Annotated in this window: 17 protein-coding genes; 8 read left to right on the top strand and 9 right to left on the bottom strand. The window is 44.4% G+C overall.

What is annotated here, in order from left to right:
- Positions 1 to 10 precede the first annotated feature (10 nt).
- Genes MNY66_RS12270 through MNY66_RS12280 form a run of 3 tightly spaced genes read left to right on the top strand, consistent with a single transcriptional unit; the run spans position 11 to position 2,330 of the window.
- Positions 11 to 868, top strand: a complete 858-nt coding sequence (locus MNY66_RS12270) for a co-chaperone YbbN (RefSeq protein ID WP_241500992.1) — start codon at positions 11 to 13, stop codon at positions 866 to 868.
- 35 nt (positions 869 to 903) lie between these two features.
- Positions 904 to 1,854, top strand: coding sequence for an SPFH domain-containing protein (locus tag MNY66_RS12275; protein WP_047256370.1), 951 nt, complete (start codon positions 904 to 906; stop codon positions 1,852 to 1,854).
- Entirely contained in the window at positions 1,851 to 2,330 is a 480-nt protein-coding gene (locus MNY66_RS12280; RefSeq protein ID WP_047256369.1) for an NfeD family protein, read from the top strand. The genes MNY66_RS12275 and MNY66_RS12280 overlap by 4 nt, the downstream gene beginning before the upstream one ends.
- Here MNY66_RS12280 and cueR read toward each other — a convergent pair.
- Positions 2,284 to 2,694 carry a Cu(I)-responsive transcriptional regulator gene (cueR, locus tag MNY66_RS12285; protein WP_047256368.1) on the bottom strand — a complete coding sequence of 137 codons (411 nt, stop codon included), beginning with the start codon at positions 2,692 to 2,694 and terminating at the stop codon, positions 2,284 to 2,286. The two genes, MNY66_RS12280 and cueR, sit on opposite strands and share 47 nt — an antisense overlap.
- A gap of 276 nt (positions 2,695 to 2,970) precedes the next feature.
- Here cueR and copA point away from each other — a divergent pair, with 276 nt between their 5' ends.
- Both copA and MNY66_RS12295 read left to right on the top strand, forming a co-directional pair.
- The gene (copA, locus tag MNY66_RS12290; RefSeq protein WP_241500993.1) at positions 2,971 to 5,757 is read left to right on the top strand and encodes a copper-exporting P-type ATPase CopA; all 2,787 of its coding nucleotides are present in this window, start codon (positions 2,971 to 2,973) and stop codon (positions 5,755 to 5,757) included.
- Between the two features lie 236 nt (positions 5,758 to 5,993).
- Entirely contained in the window at positions 5,994 to 6,797 is an 804-nt protein-coding gene (locus tag MNY66_RS12295; RefSeq protein WP_047256367.1) for a TraB/GumN family protein, read from the top strand.
- Positions 6,798 to 6,850: 53 nt separating this feature from the next.
- Here MNY66_RS12295 and MNY66_RS12300 read toward each other — a convergent pair whose 3' ends face one another.
- Positions 6,851 to 7,981 (bottom strand): RNA-guided endonuclease InsQ/TnpB family protein, encoded by a 1,131-nt coding sequence (locus MNY66_RS12300; protein ID WP_241500994.1) that lies wholly within the window; start codon positions 7,979 to 7,981, stop codon positions 6,851 to 6,853.
- Between the two features lie 155 nt (positions 7,982 to 8,136).
- Here MNY66_RS12300 and ybaK point away from each other — a divergent pair, with 155 nt between their 5' ends.
- Positions 8,137 to 8,613, top strand: coding sequence for a Cys-tRNA(Pro)/Cys-tRNA(Cys) deacylase YbaK (ybaK, locus tag MNY66_RS12305; RefSeq protein ID WP_047256859.1), 477 nt, complete (start codon positions 8,137 to 8,139; stop codon positions 8,611 to 8,613).
- A gap of 83 nt (positions 8,614 to 8,696) precedes the next feature.
- Here ybaK and ushA read toward each other — a convergent pair whose 3' ends face one another.
- The gene (ushA, locus tag MNY66_RS12310; RefSeq protein WP_241500995.1) at positions 8,697 to 10,367 is read right to left on the bottom strand and encodes a bifunctional UDP-sugar hydrolase/5'-nucleotidase UshA; all 1,671 of its coding nucleotides are present in this window, start codon (positions 10,365 to 10,367) and stop codon (positions 8,697 to 8,699) included.
- Positions 10,368 to 10,621: 254 nt separating this feature from the next.
- Between ushA and MNY66_RS12315 the strand changes: the two genes are divergently transcribed.
- Together MNY66_RS12315 and ybaL are read left to right on the top strand one after the other, a co-directional pair.
- Positions 10,622 to 11,848 carry an MFS transporter gene (locus MNY66_RS12315; protein ID WP_047256861.1) on the top strand — a complete coding sequence of 409 codons (1,227 nt, stop codon included), beginning with the start codon at positions 10,622 to 10,624 and terminating at the stop codon, positions 11,846 to 11,848.
- Positions 11,849 to 12,090: 242 nt separating this feature from the next.
- Positions 12,091 to 13,842 carry a YbaL family putative K(+) efflux transporter gene (ybaL, locus tag MNY66_RS12320; protein WP_047256862.1) on the top strand — a complete coding sequence of 584 codons (1,752 nt, stop codon included), beginning with the start codon at positions 12,091 to 12,093 and terminating at the stop codon, positions 13,840 to 13,842.
- 116 nt (positions 13,843 to 13,958) lie between these two features.
- Here the strand turns inward: ybaL and MNY66_RS12325 are convergent, their stop codons facing one another.
- The 6 genes from MNY66_RS12325 to MNY66_RS12350 all read right to left on the bottom strand — a co-directional run bounded on the left by MNY66_RS12325 (position 13,959) and on the right by MNY66_RS12350 (position 20,426).
- The gene (locus tag MNY66_RS12325) at positions 13,959 to 15,269 is read right to left on the bottom strand and encodes an inosine/guanosine kinase (protein WP_047256863.1); all 1,311 of its coding nucleotides are present in this window, start codon (positions 15,267 to 15,269) and stop codon (positions 13,959 to 13,961) included.
- A 145-nt stretch (positions 15,270 to 15,414) separates the two neighbouring features.
- Positions 15,415 to 16,416, bottom strand: coding sequence for a ferrochelatase (gene hemH, locus MNY66_RS12330; protein ID WP_241500996.1), 1,002 nt, complete (start codon positions 16,414 to 16,416; stop codon positions 15,415 to 15,417).
- Between the two features lie 145 nt (positions 16,417 to 16,561).
- Positions 16,562 to 17,206 (bottom strand): adenylate kinase, encoded by a 645-nt coding sequence (gene adk, locus MNY66_RS12335; protein ID WP_047256865.1) that lies wholly within the window; start codon positions 17,204 to 17,206, stop codon positions 16,562 to 16,564.
- A 191-nt stretch (positions 17,207 to 17,397) separates the two neighbouring features.
- On the bottom strand, positions 17,398 to 19,272 hold the full coding sequence (gene htpG / locus MNY66_RS12340) for a molecular chaperone HtpG (protein ID WP_241500997.1): 1,875 nt from the start codon (positions 19,270 to 19,272) through the stop codon (positions 17,398 to 17,400).
- Positions 19,273 to 19,491: 219 nt separating this feature from the next.
- Positions 19,492 to 20,097 (bottom strand): recombination mediator RecR, encoded by a 606-nt coding sequence (gene recR, locus MNY66_RS12345; protein WP_241500998.1) that lies wholly within the window; start codon positions 20,095 to 20,097, stop codon positions 19,492 to 19,494.
- Positions 20,097 to 20,426, bottom strand: a complete 330-nt coding sequence (locus MNY66_RS12350; protein ID WP_047256868.1) for a YbaB/EbfC family nucleoid-associated protein — start codon at positions 20,424 to 20,426, stop codon at positions 20,097 to 20,099. Before MNY66_RS12350 ends, recR begins: the two co-directional genes overlap by 1 nt.
- Positions 20,427 to 20,437 lie beyond the last annotated feature (11 nt).

The raw sequence follows: 20,437 nt of genomic DNA on the forward strand, positions 1-20,437 counted from the left end.
GAGATTGTTTATGCTTGCTACCGCACAGATTTTCGATGTAAACGAAAGTAATTTATCCCAACTCGTTGAACAGTCAATGAATATCCCCGTGATATTTTATTTTTGGTCCGCACAAAGCCCTCATTGCCATGAACTAACTGGCACACTGGATAAACTGGCAAACGAATATGCTGGTTTGTTTGTTCTCGCTAAAGTCAATTGTGATGAACAACCCTCCGTGGCGGCTCAGTTTGGTTTACGCGCTATTCCTACGGTATATTTATTGCAAAATGGTCAACCTGTTGACGGTTTCCAAGGCCCGCAACCGGAAGAGTTCGTGCGTGATATGCTGTCTCGTGCCTTACCGAAACCTGAAGAAATTAGCGCCTCACAAGCCGCGGAATTAATGGCTGAAGGTAAAACCGCAGAGGCTCTGCCGCTGTTAAAAGAAGCCCTTCAACTAGCGCCGAAAAACAGTGATATTACCCTTTTATATGCTGAAGCATTAATTGCGCTCAATCAATTAGATGAAGCACAAACCTTGCTAGATAGCGTGCCACTGCAAGATAAAGACAGTCGTTATCAGGGCTTGGTATCGCAAATTGATTTACAACGCCAAGCGGCGGATACCCCTGAGATCCAGCAACTGCAACAATCGTTTGCTGCTGATCCTGAAAATACCGCGTTGGCTATTCAGTTAGCCCTCAAATTGCATGAAGTCAGCCGCAATGAAGAAGCTTTAGCCTTATTATTCAGCTTCTTAAAAACCGATCTCTCGGCGGCCGACGGAGCAATGAAAAAAACCATGATGGATATAATGTCTGCGATGGGTACCGGCGATGCATTAGCCAGCCAATATCGCCGTAAGATGTATTCATTGTTGTACTAGTTTTATTCGCAGCGGTACTTACAAGGAATATTGTTATGGATCTGTTCGCACTAAGCGCCATCCCAATTATTATTTTTATCGCCTTGGTGATTATTTTTACCTGCGTCAAAACCGTGCCACAAGGTTTCCAGTGGACGGTAGAGCGTTTTGGTCGATATACCCGTACTTTGCAGCCTGGATTACATATTCTGGTGCCATTTATGGATAGGATTGGGCGACGCATCAATATGATGGAGCAGGTTCTCGATATTCCTTCGCAAGAAATTATTTCGCGCGATAACGCCAATGTGACTATCGATGCGGTGTGTTTTATTCAGGTAGTCGACCCGGTACGTGCCGCGTATGAGGTCAGTAATCTTGAGCTTTCAGTTCTCAACTTGACGATGACCAATATTCGTACCGTTTTAGGCTCGATGGAGCTAGACGAAATGTTATCGCAACGGGATTCGATTAATACCCGTCTGCTGCATATCGTAGATGAAGCCACCAACCCATGGGGCGTGAAAATCACCCGTATCGAAATTCGTGATGTGCGACCACCGAAAGAGCTGATCAATGCGATGAACGCGCAAATGAAGGCTGAGCGTACAAAACGTGCTGATATTCTGGAAGCCGAAGGGATCCGCCAAGCGGCCATTTTAACTGCCGAAGGTGAAAAACAATCGCAGATCCTCAAAGCCGAAGGGCAACGACAATCAGCTTTTTTACAAGCTGAAGCCCGTGAACGTGAAGCAGAAGCGGAAGCCCGAGCAACCCAAATGGTATCTGAAGCGATAGCTAAAGGTGATATGCAGGCAATTAACTACTTTGTGGCGCAAAAATATACCGACGCACTGATCAGTATCGGCAGCGCCAATAATAGCAAGGTGATTATGATGCCGCTGGAAGCGAGTAATTTAATGGGGGCAATCGGCGGTATTAGCGAGCTGATTCAAAGCAGTAAGCAACATCATCCCGCTCCCGTGGATAAAGGCCAGTCATCATGATAGAACTGATCAGTACACAGCCCGCCTGGTTTTGGCTGTGTGTTGGCGGGCTATTACTTATCGCAGAATTATTAGGTACCGGCGGTTATTTGTTATGGTCAGGGATTGCCGGTATTGCCGTGGCTCTGATAGCCTGGCTTTTCCCGGGAGTAAATTGGCAATGGCAGGGAATTTTGTTCGCGGTATTTTCTCTGGCATCAGTGGTTATATGGCGCAAATGGCTCAGTCAACGCAGTGCAGAGCGGTTGGATAACGTAAATCAGAAAAGCCACCAGCTGATAGGCATTAAAGCTCGGCTACTAACCGATACCGATGAAGGCTATAGCCGTATTCGTCTCGCGGATGGCAGTTGGCGTGTCTATGCACAGCAGGCTTTACCTGCCGGCACCGAAGTAGTGGTGATCAGCGTTGATGGTATTACTCTCAAAGTTAGCGCGGTGTCTGATGACAACACCCCCCGGTTAAATGATCTATAATCGGACAATCTGCACTATCATCTCCCGGGCATGATTCAGCCAATTGAGTTAATTTATCGCGTATTTGTGCCAATTTTTGCATGGTTTGTTCAATCTCAGCGATCTTATTTAAGGTCGCTGATTTTACATCGGCACTGTGGCGTAATGGATTATGAAATAGCGACATTAGCTCACGACACTCTTCGACCGTAAAACCTACCTCTCGGGCTTGACGCAATAACGTTAGCTCATCGATATGTTTATCCTGATAATAGCGATAGCCATTATCTCCGCGTAATGGCGGAGTAATTAATCCTTTATCTTCATAAAATCGAATCGCTTTTGGTGTTAAACCGATTTTAGCGCCTATTTGACTAATATTCATCAATCTGACTTTCTCCCCCTTGACCTTCCCCTTGTGGGAGGGTTTAACCTCAAACAATAATATAATGCGTTAGATTATTATTAATACATATAGCACTCTGCAACACAATAACGCGTTAGCAATTTCACTGGTAAGATAAAATTAGCGCCCTCGGCCAGCAATAGCTCCTAGCGTACTGCAGACGATAAGTCAGCATAAATAAAAAGAGAACATAAACCGCGAGCATTCATACTAATAATAACGGTGACACACAGTAATAAATACTAAGGAAACCTGATGGCTAATAAAATAATACTCTCACTGCACGGGCTAAGTTGCATGCATTGTGTCAATACAGTGACAGACGCCCTAAAAGCGCGTCCCGATGTTTCCCAGGTTAATGTCACCCTTAATTATGCGGTGATTGACGGGGATGCCGAGGCAGAGGCACTGATTAAGACCATCGAAGATGCCGGATATCATGCTCAACTCGCCACCCAACCCGATCTTGTTTTAGTTTTATCTGGCTTACATTGCATGAAATGTGCGGCAAAAACCCAAACAGCTCTGTTAGCTGTTGAGGGGGTAATTTCTGCCGACGTCGATACCCACAGCGCCAAAGTTTATGGTTCAGCCACCGCCGAGACTCTGATAGCTGCCGTTGAACAGCTTGGGTATCAGGCTCAGGTTGTGGATAGCGAAACCACGCCGGCGGCAAGCGCTGCACCGATAGCAGAGGCGATGACTTTACAACATCAGGATAATCGCCAATCCAATACAGTCATTGAGCCACCAGCAGCTGTAGCTGATCGCGCTGAAACTCGCAATATAACGACGCAAGCCCCGGTTATCAACGATGACGGCAGCCTGCAATTGCTGCTCGATGGCATGACCTGCGCCAGCTGTGTTAACCGAGTACAAAAAGCCCTGATGAGCGTCGATGGCGTTGAAAATGCACGCGTTAATCTGGCTGAACGTAGCGCGTTAGTTACGGGGACTATGCAGCCAGAAGCCTTAATCAGCGCGGTACAAAATGCCGGTTATGGGGCTGAAATTATCCAAGATGAAACTAAACGCCGTGAACGTCAGCAGCAAGTTGCTGATCACAATATGCATCGTTTTCGCTGGCAGTCTGCCGTCGCCTTAGCCGTGGGTATTCCGGTCATGGTTTGGGGAATGATCGGCGACAATATGCACTTAACCTCGGCGAATCACAACATTTGGCTGACTATTGGACTGGTGACCTTGGGGGTTATGGTCTTCGCCGGCGGACATTTTTATCGCAATGCATGGCAGAGCTTGAAAAATGGCAGTGCCACTATGGATACATTGGTCGCGGTAGGAACAGGCGCAGCGTGGCTATATTCAATAACTGTCAATCTTTGGCCTGATATGTTTCCGCCACAAGCACGGCATCTGTATTATGAAGCCAGTGCGATGATTATCGGTTTAATCAATCTGGGGCATGCCTTGGAACAACGGGCACGTCAGCGCTCATCCAAAGCGTTAGAGCGTTTGTTAGATTTAACCCCGCCGACTGCCAGAGTCGTCGATGAGCAAGGCGAACACGATATTCCGTTATCTCAAGTGACCCAAGGTATGATTTTACGCTTAGCAACGGGCGATCGTGTACCGGTAGATGGTGAAATTATTGAAGGCGAAGTCTGGCTTGATGAAGCCATGCTCACCGGAGAACCTATCCCGCAACAAAAAACCGTGGGCGCTCAAGTTCATGCAGGCACGGTGGTTCAAGATGGCAGCGTGTTATTCCGCGCAGCTGCTGTCGGCAGCCAAACCACATTGGCTCGGATTATTCGCTTAGTGCGTCAAGCACAAAGCAGTAAGCCGCAGATAGGGCAATTAGCCGACCGGATCTCAGCAATATTCGTACCGGTCGTCGTGGCTATTGCGTTAATTTCTGGGGCTATTTGGTATTTTGTCGGCCCTGCACCACAAATTATGTACGCACTGGTGATCACCACCACGGTGCTGATTATCGCCTGCCCTTGTGCCCTAGGTTTAGCCACCCCGATGTCGATTATTTCTGGCGTTGGGCGTGCCGCCGAATACGGGGTATTGGTGCGTGACGCTGATGCACTACAGCAAGCGAGCCAACTTGATACTGTCGTGTTCGATAAAACCGGAACATTGACCGAAGGCATGCCTCAGGTGACTGAAATCCATGGTTTTAATAGCTATGCTGATCAGAATAGCCATCACGATATCTTGCGTTATGCCGCTGCATTAGAAATGGGTTCTAATCATCCCCTGGCTCGCGCTATCGTCAGTAAAGCCGAGCATCTAACCCTGCCGGCACCGCAACAATTTCGTACCTTAGCCGGATTAGGCGTCAGTGCCATAGTCGAAGGCAAAACGGTGTTGCTGGGTAATCAAAAACTGCTCGAACAGCATAAAATCGATATTCAGGCGGTTTCCGATACCGTGGCACAACAAGCAGCCAAAGGGATCACCCCGGTGCTATTGGCTATTGATGGACAGGTTGCCGGTTTATTATCGATTCGCGACCCCTTGAGAACCGATACCGTTAATGCATTAACACGTTTACATAACCAAGGCTATCGTTTGATTATGCTGACTGGGGATAATCCCATCACGGCAAATGCAATTGCAAAAGAAGCGGGGATCGACCAAGTGATTGCCGGTGTCATGCCCGAAGGCAAATCTGCCGCGATTGAACAACTGCAAGCTGCGGGGCACAAAGTGGCGATGGTCGGTGATGGTATTAATGATGCGCCCGCATTAGCACGCGCTGACGTTGGTATCGCCATGGGTGGCGGCAGTGATATCGCCATTGAAACGGCTTCAATAACGTTGATGCGCTCTAGCTTACATGGGGTGGCGGATGGATTGTCCATCGCCAAAGGCACGCTGCGCAATATGAAACAGAATCTGTTTGGCGCCTTTGTTTATAATGCTCTGGGCATTCCGATTGCGGCAGGTATTTTATATCCGTTCACGGGTACTTTACTAAATCCGGTTGTCGCGGGTGCAGCTATGGCGTTGTCGTCGATTACTGTGGTTAGCAATGCTAATCGTTTATTGCGCTTTAAACCTAAGCCATAAATTATCGTTCATCAAGACCAACGATAAACAGAAGTCATTAAAATTGAGGGATAAAATCAGCGCTAATAATCTGCCATAAGAATAATCCGTCATAAAAATAAAAAATAGTAGCTTACTGCCAAGTTATCGCCGTTTATTCGGCGAGCTTGGCTATTTTATTGTTAGGATAGCTCGAATCTTTGGCCTAAATTGTTTACTGTAACCCGACATAAGCGTGCAACGATAGGATATTTATGATGGCAAAACTGCTCGATGGGGTTAAACGTTGGTTTCGACAACAAGTAACTCCCCATTACCCCTATCCTGCGATGGATATCGATATCTCGACTGATTTAAGTCTACATTTAGTCGGCAGTATTCATATGGGCAGTGAAAATATGGCACCACTGCCACAACCATTGTTGGACAAACTCGCCGCCGCTGACGCGCTGATTGTTGAAGCCGATGTCACCGACAATCGCTCACCTTTTCGTCCTAATAGCGATATACAGTTTCCACCCATGCAACAACGTCTAAGCGCGGATGACTACGCACGCTTTATGGCCTGCTGTAAAGAACTGCAACAGCCTAGCGACTCCTTTGATCTGCTGCCGGCGTGGCAAATTGCCTTAATATTGCAAGCAACCCAAGCACAACGACTCGGTTTACTCCCCGAATATGGCATTGATTATCAATTGTTACGCGTCGCACATGGGCATGCAAAACCCGTCATTGAACTGGAAGGAATTGATTCACAAGTAGAATTATTATTACAAATGCCTGAGCATGGTATAGATTTATTGCGAGACACCTTACTGCACTGGCGAACTAATGCACGTTCGCTGCAATTAATGCTCAGCTGGTGGCTCAATTTTCGACCTCGGCAAGAAGATAAATTACCGATGACATTCAGCCAAGATATGTACGATATCCTAATGCGCCAACGTAATCTGCTGTGGCAGAAAAAACTCATGGCGCTGCCGGCGGGTAAATATGTCGTCGCGGTTGGCGCGCTGCATCTTTATGGTGAAGGAAACCTTGTCGAATTGCTACGGCACTGAATTGACTGCTCCCCTCCCTAAAGGAAGGGGATTCCCAATTCACAGAGTCTAACCTAGGCCGCGTGATGCGATTTAGGATTTACAAACTCTCCAAGGGCTAACACCGCTAGACCAGCGGCTTTGATGTTTTTTGCAGCGTTAATATCACGGTCATGCTCAGTATTGCACTCAGGGCATACCCAAGACCGTGTATTTAACGCCAGTTTAGACAGTGTATAACCGCAACAATGGCAACGCTTTGAAGATGGGAAGAACTGCTCTATAGCAACTAAGGAACGTCCAGACCATTCAGCCTTATATTCAAGTTGGCGCACAAATTCACTCCAACTAGCGTCTGCTATCGCTTTAGATAATTTAGGGTTGCGGATCATGTTTTTCACTTTCAGAGATTCAACGCAGACAACTTGGTTTTCGTTAATCAGTCTACGGGATAACTTGTGCAAGTTATCCATGCGGCAATCGGCTATTTTTGCGTGGAGTTTTGCAACTTTTAGTTTTGCTTTAGCGCGATTACTTGAGCCTTTTTTCTTTTTGCTCAATCGCCGCTGTAGCAAGGCTAAACGTTTTGCATATTTTGCAGTGTGGCGGGGATTGCCTGTTTTAAATCCAGTGTCAGTGACAAACAAATCTTTTAAACCTACATCAATGCCAACTGTTTTTGCTGAAATAGGCAGTGATTTAGGTTCAAACTCGCAAAGGCACGATGCAAAGTATCTCCCTGCCGAGTCTTTGGAAATAGTGATACTTGACGGCGTGGAGGGCAATTCACGACTCCAACGAATATCTAACGGCTCTTTGCTTTTAGCCATGTATAGCTTACTGTCGCGGTACTTGAAAGCCGTACTCATGAAGGTCGCTGATTGCCTATGGTGCTTACTTTTGAAGGTTGGGTATTTGGTGCGACCAGCAAAGAAGTTAGCAAAAGCTGATTGTTGGTGACGCAGAGCTTGTTGCAATGGAACCGAACTAACGTCATTAAGCCATGAAAAATCAGTATTTTCTTTCATTGCGGTGAGTTTTGAACTGGCTTGCGTATAGCCGATTTTTTCTTGACGGTCGTAGTAAGCATCGGTACGCCAGCGCAGGATTGAGTTATAGACGAAACGCACACAGCCGAACGTCTGAGCTAAAAGCTCAGCCTGTTCAGATGTTGGGTAAAACCGATATTTATATGCGCGCTTCATTCTTACATTCTCACAGCATATTGTGTAAAATACTGGCATTATTTACAGATAAAGTCAACTGCACGCCTTATATCCCCGACCTAAAAGGACGGGGTTTTACGGCGCTCACTGATAATGATCGGTTTTAGCCGATTAAAATTTACTAGGTAATCAGAATGACTCCCGCAATTAAGTTACTCGAAAAACAAAAAATTAATTTCACATTGCATCCGTATTCACATGATCCGAGCGTCAGTAATTTCGGTGATGAGGCGGTGACCAAACTGGGGCTGGATGCACGCCAAGTATTTAAAACGCTCTTGGTTGCGCTGAATGGCGACCAAAAAACCTTAGCGGTTGCCGTCACGCCCGTCTCTGGTCAATTGGATTTAAAACATGTGGCTAAAGTGTTTAAAGTGAAAAAAGTCGAAATGGCCGATCCGCAAATAGCGCAAAAAGTGACCGGGTATTTAGTCGGCGGCATCAGTCCACTGGGGCAAAAAAAACGCCTGCCAACCGTCATTGATAGCCAAGCTCAGGAATTTAGCTCAATGTTTATTTCGGGCGGTAAGCGCGGATTAGATATTGAACTCGCGCCTGAAGATTTAGCCCGCGTGTTACAAGCGACATTTGCCGAGATCAAAAAAGCTTAGTCACCCATGCCTGCCTCAGCAAAGACTCATATCACGGATATAACGTGTCTATCCGTGATATGAGCTATGGCGATATCTGGCGGTTATTGATTATTATAAATAATTTCGCCTTTAGGCTGATAATCTGCCACTTTTAATGGCGAATGAGCTTCAATATAGCCTTTCAAGACTTCGGCATCGACAAATCCAGTATTCACATATCCCGGATGGCTATCAATTTTTGGATAACCGTCGCCACCAATGGCATTAAAATTCAGTGTTGCCATACGGTAGGTTTTATCAGCCTCTAGTGGTTTACCCTCAATTTTAACTTGGCTAATGCTGCCGTCAGGATTAACCGTTAAGCTAACATTATAAAATTGTGCATAAGCTCCAGAATCTGGCTTCATATTGGCAACTGCCGTTAAATATTCAGCCACTTCTTGGCCTTTAAAATCGATATAGACTAATTCATTACCAAATGGCTGAACTTTTAATACATCTTTGTACGTGATATCCCCCGGTTCAATAGAATCACGTACCCCACCGCCACTCATGATAGCAAAATCCGCATTCGCTCGTTCTTTCTGAGCCGCCAATAATAAATGCGCCATATTGGTTTGCTCAAAGCGTACTTTATTACGATCGCCAACCAACTTACCATCGACAGATCCGACGTTAATATTTAATTGCTGATTGCCTTTCTCTTGATAAGGCGTCAGTAATTTCATCATGATAGGATCCTGCTCAATCTGCTGGGTATAATAAACCCGCTCAGAGGAGCCATCTTCTTTGGTGACTTTTTTATTTAAGTTAACCGGAATAAGCTGATAGTGTTTCAAGGTAAATTTGCCGTTTTTAAATTCAAAATCAGCACGCCCAACATATTTACCCCATTCATGTGCCTGTACAATCCAAGTACCATTTTGATGATCGGGTGCACACGGTGTCCCCGGAATATAATCAGCCTGCTTATAATTTTTATTCTCTGCCGACATACATACTGGGTCTTGTGAATGGCCACCAACAATCATATCCAAATAACCTGCGGGCAAGCTACGAGCCATTTCCACATCACCGGAGGCATTGGAGCCATGCTCTCCATTGTCATAATGTCCCATATGAGTGGCAGCAATAATAATATCCGGTTGCTCGTTAGCACGCAGTTCTTCAACCACTTTTTTAGCTTCCAGTGCCGGAACACGGAACTCTACGCCCGGAAAATTAGCCGGATTACCAATACGCACGGTATCGTCGGTGGTTAATCCCATTACTGCAATTTTAACCCCTTGTTTATCAAAAATTTGATAGGGTTTAAACAGACGTTTGCCACTTTGAGTATCATAGATATTAGCTGACAAGAACGGGAATTTAGCCCATTTTTCCTGCATACGCAGCACCTCTAGCGGGTTATCAAATTCATGATTACCCAGTGCCATGGCATCATAGCCGACCAAATTCATCCCTTTGAAATCGGGTTCGGCATCTTGTAAATCAGATTCAGGCACACCAGTGTTCACATCGCCCCCCGAGAGTAATAATACACTGCCACCTTGTTTTTCGACTTCATTGCGAATTTGATCTACCACGGTTTTTTGTGCCGCTAATCCATATTCCCCCTGATTGTTATGCCAGAAGCGTCCATGGTGGTCATTGGTGTGCAGGATAGTAATATTATAAGTTTGATCTTTTTGCCATGCATTCGCCATGCTAGCGGGGACCAATGCCAAAGAGACGGTTAATGCGCAAACCGATGCCTTAAATGTAAACTTCATGGTTTTTCTCCATCGGGGGGTTGTATAAGAAAGTTTTCTATCAGAAACTGAAATATTACTGCTTCATCGTATTTTTTTGTATTAAATCATGTTTTGTTTCATGGATTTGAGACATCTGTCAGGTTAAGCGTCCTATTTTGATATTTTAACCTGAGTAATTATCACGTATAAAATTTATTCATTTAAATCTAATTCAAATCATATATATTGAATGACAACTTCCTAATTTTATTCAATATGCACGGTCATTTACTATGATTGAACAAACAACACCCACGGATAAGGCGACTTCACCGCCGCCTGCTAACGTTAAAACCGGAAAAACCGTGTTCAGTATTCTGACCGCGATCAGTTTTTCGCATTTACTCAATGATATGATCCAGTCATTGATATTAGCCATTTATCCCTTGTTACAAGCTGATTTCTCGCTGAGCTTTGTACAAATAGGAATGATCACACTCACTTATCAAATCGCAGCGTCAATACTGCAACCGATTATTGGTTACTATACCGATAAATACCCCCAACCTTATTCACTGCCTATCGGAATGGGCTTTACGTTAACCGGTTTGCTGCTGTTAGCGATGGCTGAAAGCTTCCCGATGATATTAGTAGCCGCCGCTTTAGTCGGTACAGGATCGTCAGTATTTCATCCGGAATCATCACGCGTGGCACGTATGGCCTCCGGAGGACGTCATGGCTTGGCGCAATCCTTTTTCCAAGTCGGCGGAAACCTTGGTTCATCTTTAGGCCCACTATTAGCCGCCTTGATTATCGAGCCTTACGGCAAAGGTAACGTTGGTTGGTTCTCTTTCGCGGCACTGCTTGCCATTGTCGTCTTGCTGCAAGTCAGTCGCTGGTACAAACAGCAACATGTCAGCTTTAAAAAAAGCGCACAAGCCGAGGCAGTGGTAAAACGCTTGCCACGGAAAACGGTGATCGGCTCTCTGTCGGTATTGCTGATTTTAATTTTCTCTAAATATTTTTATCTCGCCAGCATCAGCAGCTACTATACCTTCTATCTGATCGACAAATTTGGCGTCTCAATACAAAACGCACAAATTCATTTGTTTATCTTCTTATTTGCCGTCGCTGCTGGCACCATGATTGGTGGGCCTATCGGCGATAAAATAGGCCGTAAATACGTTATTTGGTTCTCTATTTTAGGCGTTGCCCCCTTCACGCTAGCGCTACCGTACGTTTCATTGTATTGGACCAGTGTGCTGACCGTATTTATTGGCTTAATTTTAGCGTCGGCATTCTCGGCGATATTGGTGTATGCCCAAGAGCTGATCCCGGGGAAAACTGGAATGGTTTCAGGGTTATTCTTTGGCTTGGCTTTTGGTATGGGAGGGGTAGGTGCTGCGGTATTAGGCTATATCGCTGATCAAACCAGCATTGAGTTAGTTTATCAACTTTGTGCATTTTTGCCATTACTCGGCATATTTACCATTCTTCTGCCTAATATTGAAAGAAAATAACATTAAAAACCTTATTTTACCCATACTTACTATTATGTAAGTATGGGGATTCTTCATATTTTAACGTAAATTCATGCCCTATAATTAATATAAATAGCCTTAATTTAACTAGAGCTAGGCTTAAATCCATTTTTTTTTGCTATTTTGGTTATTTTTTCGCGCAATTTTTGTATAAAAAAGATAAAATATAATTATCCCGCACTTCTTACCATTCACTATCCCAATAACCGAGAGGAGATTAAATGGAGCATTCGACACCCTTAATTACTACAATTGTTGGCGGTCTTGTCCTAGCGTATCTGCTAGGCATGGTCGCTCAACGATTAAAAATTTCCCCTTTAGTCGGTTATTTGGCCGCTGGCGTACTCGCCGGTCCATTTACCCCCGGCTTCGTGGCAGATACTAACCTCGCCCCCGAATTGGCCGAGATTGGCGTTATCTTGCTGATGTTCGGTGTGGGTTTACATTTCTCACTGAAAGATTTATTGGCGGTTAAAGCCATTGCTATCCCCGGCGCTATCGTACAAATTGCAGCCGCTACCTTACTCGGATTTGGACTTTCGATGATCTTTGGCTGGAGCGTTTTCTCCGGCATTGTTTTTGGTCTATGTTTATCGACGGCCAGTACCGTCGTGCTACTCAGGGCACTGGAAGAACGGCAACTAATTGATAGTCAGCGCGGGCAAATTGCTATCGGCTGGCTGATTGTTGAAGATTTGGCGATGGTATTAGCACTGGTTCTATTACCTGCCGCGGCTGGTATTATGGGGAATAATGATGCCAGTATCAGCGAATTACTGTTAGAACTAGGCTTAACTATTGGTAAAGTTATCGCTTTCATTCTAATCATGATTATTATCGGTCGCCGTGTGATCCCTTGGATCTTATCGCGTACCGCGTCTACCGGTTCACGCGAACTATTTACCCTGTGTGTGCTGGTTTTAGCTCTCGGTATTGCTTACGCCGCAGTAGCTATTTTTGATGCCTCATTCGCATTAGGCGCCTTCTTCGCCGGAATGGTGTTAAATGAATCCGAGCTGAGCCATCGTGCCGCTCAAGATACCTTACCACTGCGCGATGCGTTTGCCGTGCTGTTCTTTGTGTCTGTAGGTATGTTGTTTGATCCTATTATTCTGATACAACAGCCACTTGCTGTTCTTGCCGTATTAGCGATTATCATTATTGGTAAATCTTTAGCCGCGCTAGGAATAGTAAAGTTATTTGGGCATTCTCGGCGTACCGCGTTAACAATTTCTGTTAGCTTGGCGCAAATTGGTGAGTTTGCCTTTATCCTCGCCGGCATGGGCATGACACTCGGGGTTCTGGATAAAGAAGCACAAAATTTAGTCCTCGCAGGGGCCATCGTTTCGATTATGCTTAATCCACTCTTATTCAGCTTGTTGGATAAATATCTGGAAAGAACCGAAACTATCGAAGAACAGCTGCTTGAAGAGACGCTAGAAGAGGAAACCCAAATCCCGGTCGATATCTGCGGTCACGCGGTGATTATCGGTTACGGTCGTGTGGGGGCCATGTTAGCGGATAAACTACGCCGCAAAAATATTCCGCTAGTGGTAGTTGAAGATACCCGAGCCAAATTTGAAGAGCTGGCAGAGAACGGTTTTAGTGCCATCCTCGGTAATGGGGCAAATAAAGAGATCGTTGCATTAGCGCGGGTTGAGTGCGCTAAAACACTGTTACTGACTATTCCGAATGGCTATGAAGCTGGGGAAATAGTGGCAAACGCCAAAGAGCTAAATCCGGGGCTGTCAGTGATTGTCCGGGCGCATTATGATGATGAAGTCAGCTATATCAAAGAGCGTGGCGCAGATCATATCATTATTGGCGAGCATGAAATCGCTAAAGCCATGGCCGCTATCATGAACGATGAAGTCGATGAGTTTGGCTGTGGTATTGAAAATGAAAATACTGCCGCTGTGCATCATAAAGATAACGGCATCAATTTAGATGAATATCTAAAGCCTTCAAATTAAACATTAATATCCAGACATAATGTCACATAGCGGCATTAAAAAAGGGAAGCTAAGGCTTCCCTTTTATTTGACTGCTATTTGTTTAAATAGACCCTAAAGCGGCAATCAGCCGAGGTTTAGCGTTCCCAATAAGACTCTTCTAAACTGTCTTCTTTCTCAGGTAGACCTCGGGTTAAACGTGGCGAATGTTGGGTTAATACCTGATAACTCACGCGGTTAGCATATTTACAGACTTGAGCTAACGATGAATAACACAAATACGAGCGCCCGTGTTTACTGGAATTAGGCACATTCATACGGTGATAGCTATTGGCAGTAATATCATGCAGCAAAGCAGATAATGCACCATCGCCCGCACCATTGGTGTTCATGATCTTTTCTGGCCCACCCATATAAGGCTCGATATGCGAATAAATACGCAGTGGATGCTCACAATCCTGTTTACGCATGGCGCGGCTAAATTCATACAGATTAAATTCGGCAATCGCCCCCGGTAATAAGGGGTGCTGAGTTTTACGTTTACCGTCTTCCTCGGTATACGCCGCCATATAAAGCCCTGCTGGTCCGGCGGTACACAGTACTAAATCCACCCAATTTAACGCCATATCTGCCGCTAAGAGGGGATCATTAAACCCGGTAAGTTCAAAGGCTTCATCTTCATTCATTGCGACGACTGAGACATAATTGGCCAAAAATTCACGCCAAAATTGAGGATCCTGTGCGATAACATATTTGGTACCTAGCGTCAGTACCACCGGCACATTGTGTTTTTTCGCATAGTGGATCGCTTGCATCGTCGCTTCAGGCATCGGTTCACCCGGCTTACAGCGCACCAAATATGCCGTTAAGACTAAGGCTGAAGCTTCGGCAATAATCTGTTCAGGGATGCTCTCAGGGCGCAATTGGTTCATATGACCGGGGCTGATAGCGAATGTACGTTCACCGTTTTCAGTAATCAAGGTAAAACAGCGCCCTATAGGGCCATCGACGCTCTGTAAATAATTGAGATCCATACGGCTCGAGGTATGGCAAAGATAGCGATAAGCGTAGCTACCAATTTGAATATTGTTACACATTGCGCCTAACAGCACCGAGCGGTCATCAGCCAATACCGAGTAATTATGCAGCGTATTGCCGATGGTTCCCCCTGCAAATTCATGGCTGATTAAGTTTTTTTCAGTCAGTTCACGGTATAGCGCTTCAGCGGCTTCATCTTCAATAACTAAAGAATGCCCTTTACTTAGTTGATAACGTTCAATAAATTCGTCATCTACTTTAGCTTCAATATCAACCAGCGTTTGATCAATACCGACGATATAAGCTCTATTATTTTCAGAATCCATCATTTCTTTGATGGGCTGTAATAATGGATCTCTATGACTGACAGGAAAATAATGTTTTGATTTTCGTTGACCGGGGAATTTCATAATTAATTGACTGATGTGTGGTTCAATTGTTCATTTTAGCATGATAAAAAAAAACCGACAGCTTAGCTGTCGGATATTGGCCATTCCAATGAGGAATATCAATCATATTTGACTAAAATATATCCGTCTACGCATATCGATTTTCTCAATCACCGTTGGCGGAATGATGATTGTTTATAAAGGGTGCCGCTAAAGCCGCAAAAAGTTTTATATGATCGTCGTTATCATTTAACGCTGGAATATAGTGGAATTGCTCTCCCCCATTTTCCAGAAAGAATTCTTTATTCTGTTCACTAATTTCTTCTAAAGTTTCTAAGCAATCAGCCGCAAAACCGGGGCAAATAACTTGCACATGTTTTACCCCTTCAGCAGGTAATTTTTCCATCGTTTTATCGGTATACGGCATCAACCAAGGCTCACGCCCAAAACGTGACTGATAAGTCATGATAATTTTTTCTGTCGGGAAATTTAACGCCTCTTTTAACCGCTGAGTGGTTGCTTCGCACTGTTGCGGATAAATATCCCCAGTATCAGCATAACGCTGAGGGATACCATGAAACGACAGCAATAATCGGTCGGGTTCACCATATTTAGCAAAACTGGCTTCAATGGAATTGACCAAGCTTTGAATATAATCGGGATGCTCGGCATAGCTGCGAATAAAATTCACGCTAGGAATAGTGCGATGGGTTGAAAATGCGTGGCTAATCCCCTCATAGACCGCAGCAGTGGTTGAGCATGAATATTGAGGATACAACGGTAAGATAATAAAATCAGTCACTTGCTTAGCTAATAAATTATTAACCGCGCTGGCAATCGAAGGCGAACCATAACTCATTCCCAATTCAACCGGCGTCTCTGGCAACAATGCGGCTAATTTCTGTTGCTGTCTTTGGCTATACACCAATAAAGGAGAGCCGTCTTCCATCCAGACGGATTGGTATAATTTAGCCACTTTTGGCGAACGAAAAGGCAAAATCGCGCCATACAGTATCGGTTTCCAAATCAACGGCGAGACATCAATCACTCGTGGATCGGTTAAAAACTCGGCCAGATAGCGTTTTACGGCTGCCGTAGTAGGCGCATCAGGCGTACCTAAATTGACTAATAAAATACCGTATTTCTTCACCGAGGTGTTGAGCGCCATGGTTGATTACTCCTTATTGATAATTATTCCCAACTATAACATAAATCAATAACAGCTCTACCTGTTCCTGTAATAACTTAACGGGTTGCTAGCATAAAAATAAGGCAGCTAAATAAGCTGCCTTAATCATAGAATACTTAATATGTTAGCCTAAGATTTTAGCTAATTCAGCACTCACTTCAGTCACTTTGCGTGTGCCATCCAGTTTGAAATATTTAGTATTTCCTGCTGCGGCATCTTGCTCATAATAAGCCACCAAAGGCGCTGTTAACGCATGATATTCGACTAAACGTTTACGGACAGTTTCTTCCTGATCATCTTTACGAATGGTCAGTTCTTCACCGGTAACGTCATCTTTATTCTCAACTTTAGGTGGATTATAGCTGATATGATAAACGCGGCCTGATGGTGCATGTACGCGACGACCAACGATACGATCAACGATAATATCGTCTGGTACATCAAACTCAAGAACGAAATCGACGTTAATGCCGGCTTCTTTCATTGCATCCGCTTGTGGAATTGTCCGCGGGAACCCATCCAACAAGAATCCATTACGGCAATCCTCTTGTTTGATGCGCTCTTTAACCAGTGCGATAACTAATTCGTCAGTCACCAGTTTTCCGTTATCCATCAATTCTTTAGCTTTTAATCCCAGTTCTGAACCGGATTTCACTGCGGCACGCAGCATGTCACCTGTTGAAATCTGAGGGATCCCAAATTTCTCCATGATAAATTGAGCTTGTGTGCCCTTACCAGCGCCCGGAGCGCCCAGAAGAATGATACGCATTGCGTAAACCCCTTGCTATTTGTTTTTTATAATTTGAAAGAAATCGCGCTACCTTACCATTATGCCAGCATATTACTCAAGAACGTAGGTAACCGTTTCAGTATTTATCTTTTTTCGTAAAAGAAAAAAACCACGCTTAAAAATACATTAAAGCGTGGTTTTTGTTTAAAAACGAACATTCATTAGTTTAATTATTTTACTAATAACTGATTCATTTTACGTATAAATTGGTTCGGATCTTCTAAGGTTCCGCGTTCAGCCAATAAGGCTTGATCAAACAAAACATCAATCCAATCCGCAAATTGAGCGTCATCTTCAACTTCAGAGGCCAATTTGACTAATGGATGCGCTGGGTTGATTTCAAAGTTATATTTAACTTCAGGTACCGGTTGCCCTGCCGCCGCAAATAATTTGGCCATTTGGGTGCTCATTTCATCTGCACTTGTGGTCACAATCGCTGGCGTGTCGGTTAAACGATGAGTTAATTTCACTTCTTTAACGCGTTCACCTAAAAGTTTTTTAACCCGTTCAACAAAGGGTTCTAACTGTTTTTCGGCTTCTTGCTGCTCTGGTTGATTTTCATCAGCCAGTTTATCCAATGATTCGTCGGCTTTGCTAACCGATTGGAAAGCTTTACCCTCGAACTCAGAAAGATAATTCATCATCCATTCATCGATGCGATCGGATAACAACAGCACTTCTATGCCTTTTTTACGGAACAGCTCTAAATGTGGGCTATTTTTAGCCGCTGCGTAGCTATCTGCGGTGATGTAATAGATTTTATCCTGACCTTCAATCATGCGGCTAACATAGTCTTCCAGCGAGACATTCTGTAAATCGCTGTCATTATGCGTGCTAGCAAAACGCAATAACTTAGCAATGGTTTCGCTGTTGCCCATATCTTCGGCTGGGCCTTCTTTCATCACCAAACCAAATTGCTGCCAGAAAGTTTGGTATTTTTCAGGCTCATTTTTAGCCATTTTTTCCAGCATTTGCAGAACACGTTTGGTCAGTGCGCTGCGCAGATTACGGGTCAATGAACTGTCTTGCAAAATTTCACGCGACACGTTTAATGGCAGATCGTTGGAATCCAACAAACCGCGCACGAAACGCAGATAATTCGGCATAAATTGTTCAGCGTCATCCATAATAAATACACGTTGAACATATAATTTTAACCCGTGGCTTTGGTCACGATTCCATAAATCAAATGGAGCTTTCGACGGAATATACAACAAGCTGGTATATTCTTGTTTACCTTCGACGCGGTTATGGCTCCATGCTAATGGGTCAGCAAAGTCATGCGAAATGTGTTTATAAAATTCAACATATTCTTCGTCGCTAATGTCTGATTTGCTGCGAGTCCATAACGCTTTGGCTTTATTGATTTTTTCCCATGTTACTGTGCCGTCTTCTTCATTTTTAGTTTCAATTTCAACGGGCAAAGCAATATGGTCTGAATATTTACTAATGATTGAACGTAAACGCCAGTCATCTAAAAACTCGGTTTCATCTTCGCGTAAATGCAGAGTAATTTCAGTCCCGCGATCGGCTTTTTCAATCTCCGCGATGGTATATTCACCTTCACCGGCAGATTCCCAATATACCCCTTGGTCTGCGGCTTGTCCTGCTGCGCGGCTGCGTACGGTGACTTTATCTGCCACGATAAATGCAGAATAGAAACCCACACCAAACTGACCAATTAATTGGCTGTCTTTGGCGTTATCGGTACCTAATGATTCTAAGAAAGCTTTGGTGCCTGATTTTGCGATAGTCCCTAAATTGTCTATCACTTCGTCGCGGCTCATACCAATACCGTTATCACTAATGGTCAGGGTGCGATTATCTTTATCTGTCGAAATACGTACGCGTAACTCGCCATCATTCTCATACAGCTCTGGCTTAGAAAGTGCGCGAAAACGCAGTTTATCAGCAGCATCTGACGCATTTGAAATAAGCTCGCGAAGGAAAATTTCTTTATTCGAGTAAAGTGAGTGGATCATCAACTGAAGCAGTTGTTTAACTTCTGATTGGAATCCACGTGTTTCCTGTCCTTTCATACTCATTAATGACCTCTATTCAAATCCAATAAGGAAAATTTTTTGTTTCGATGAACAATATTTGGGGGTTAAAAGCAAAATTTCAAGCGACGATCAATAAATAAATCTAACTAGAAAGGGAAATAAATACACTGAAGAGGGAAGACTGGCAGTAAAATGGCAGCATCTGTAGAGGAAAAGACTATCGCCGATAATAATATCGGCGATAGAACGTAAACGGATTAATTAATAATGCATTCTCTGACGCCCCGCCAGAGAATGAGACAAGGTAGTGCCATCCACCATTTCTAACTCGCCACCCACAGGCACACCGTGGGCAATACGGCTGGCCATCACATTGTATTGGCCACACATTTCGGCGATATAGTTGGCGGTAGCTTCGCCTTCAACGGTTGGATTAGTCGCTAGAATAACTTCTGTTATCGATTCACTCGATAAACGTTCTTCCAGTCTGTCTAAACCAATATCCATCGGGCCGATACCGTCTAGAGGCGATAGATGCCCCATTAAGACAAAATAACGACCAGCAAATTGCCCTGTCTGCTCAATAGCATGAATATCCGCAGGGCTTTCGACAATGCAAATTTGTCCATTCTGCTGACGGCGAGGATTAGCACAAATGTTGCACTGATTTTGCTCGGTAAATGTCCGGCAATCCTGACAATGGCCAATTTCAGACATTGCACGCGTCAGTGCTTGAGCTAAGCGCATTCCGCCACTGCGATCACGCTGTAGTAACTGAAAAGCCATACGCTGAGCTGATTTAGGACCGACCCCCGGCAAACAGCGCAGTGCCTCCATCAGCGACTCCAGAAGTGGACTGGTCTGCATTAGAATGGCATCTTAAAGCCCGGAGGCAGTTGCATTCCGTTAGAAACACTGGCCATTTTTTCTTTTTGGGTTTCATCGATACGACGAGCGGCGTCATTAAATGCTGCCGCAATCAAATCTTCCAGCATTTCTTTATCGTCTTCCATCAAGCTTGGGTCGATTTCGACACGACGGCAATTATGTGAACCGTTGATAGTCACTTTAACCAGACCTGCGCCTGATTCACCCGTTGCTTCTAGGCTAGCAATTTCTTCCTGAACCTTTTGCATTTTATCCTGCATTTGCTGGGCTTGCTTCATCAGATTACCCAAACCACTTTTACCAAACATATTAATCTCTC

The organism is Moellerella wisconsensis, assembly GCF_022592395.1.
In the GTDB taxonomy this organism is placed as follows: domain Bacteria; phylum Pseudomonadota; class Gammaproteobacteria; order Enterobacterales; family Enterobacteriaceae; genus Moellerella; species Moellerella wisconsensis.

Bases quoted from the DNA above. Each gene is read 5' to 3' on its own strand.
- ybaK (WP_047256859.1), top strand. From the start codon at position 8,137: ATGACTCCCGCAATTAAGTTACTCGAAAAACAAAAAATTAATTTCACA.
- MNY66_RS12315 (WP_047256861.1), top strand. From the start codon at position 10,622: ATGATTGAACAAACAACACCCACGGATAAGGCGACTTCACCGCCGCCT.
- htpG (WP_241500997.1), bottom strand. From the start codon at position 19,272: ATGAGTATGAAAGGACAGGAAACACGTGGATTCCAATCAGAAGTTAAA.
- ybaL (WP_047256862.1), top strand. From the start codon at position 12,091: ATGGAGCATTCGACACCCTTAATTACTACAATTGTTGGCGGTCTTGTC.
- MNY66_RS12270 (WP_241500992.1), top strand. From the start codon at position 11: ATGCTTGCTACCGCACAGATTTTCGATGTAAACGAAAGTAATTTATCC.
- MNY66_RS12280 (WP_047256369.1), top strand. From the start codon at position 1,851: ATGATAGAACTGATCAGTACACAGCCCGCCTGGTTTTGGCTGTGTGTT.
- ushA (WP_241500995.1), bottom strand. From the start codon at position 10,367: ATGAAGTTTACATTTAAGGCATCGGTTTGCGCATTAACCGTCTCTTTG.
- MNY66_RS12300 (WP_241500994.1), bottom strand. From the start codon at position 7,981: ATGAAGCGCGCATATAAATATCGGTTTTACCCAACATCTGAACAGGCT.
- copA (WP_241500993.1), top strand. From the start codon at position 2,971: ATGGCTAATAAAATAATACTCTCACTGCACGGGCTAAGTTGCATGCAT.
- hemH (WP_241500996.1), bottom strand. From the start codon at position 16,416: ATGGCGCTCAACACCTCGGTGAAGAAATACGGTATTTTATTAGTCAAT.
- recR (WP_241500998.1), bottom strand. From the start codon at position 20,097: ATGCAGACCAGTCCACTTCTGGAGTCGCTGATGGAGGCACTGCGCTGT.
- MNY66_RS12275 (WP_047256370.1), top strand. From the start codon at position 904: ATGGATCTGTTCGCACTAAGCGCCATCCCAATTATTATTTTTATCGCC.
- adk (WP_047256865.1), bottom strand. From the start codon at position 17,206: ATGCGTATCATTCTTCTGGGCGCTCCGGGCGCTGGTAAGGGCACACAA.
- MNY66_RS12325 (WP_047256863.1), bottom strand. From the start codon at position 15,269: ATGAAATTCCCCGGTCAACGAAAATCAAAACATTATTTTCCTGTCAGT.
- MNY66_RS12295 (WP_047256367.1), top strand. From the start codon at position 5,994: ATGGCAAAACTGCTCGATGGGGTTAAACGTTGGTTTCGACAACAAGTA.
- MNY66_RS12350 (WP_047256868.1), bottom strand. From the start codon at position 20,426: ATGTTTGGTAAAAGTGGTTTGGGTAATCTGATGAAGCAAGCCCAGCAA.
- cueR (WP_047256368.1), bottom strand. From the start codon at position 2,694: ATGAATATTAGTCAAATAGGCGCTAAAATCGGTTTAACACCAAAAGCG.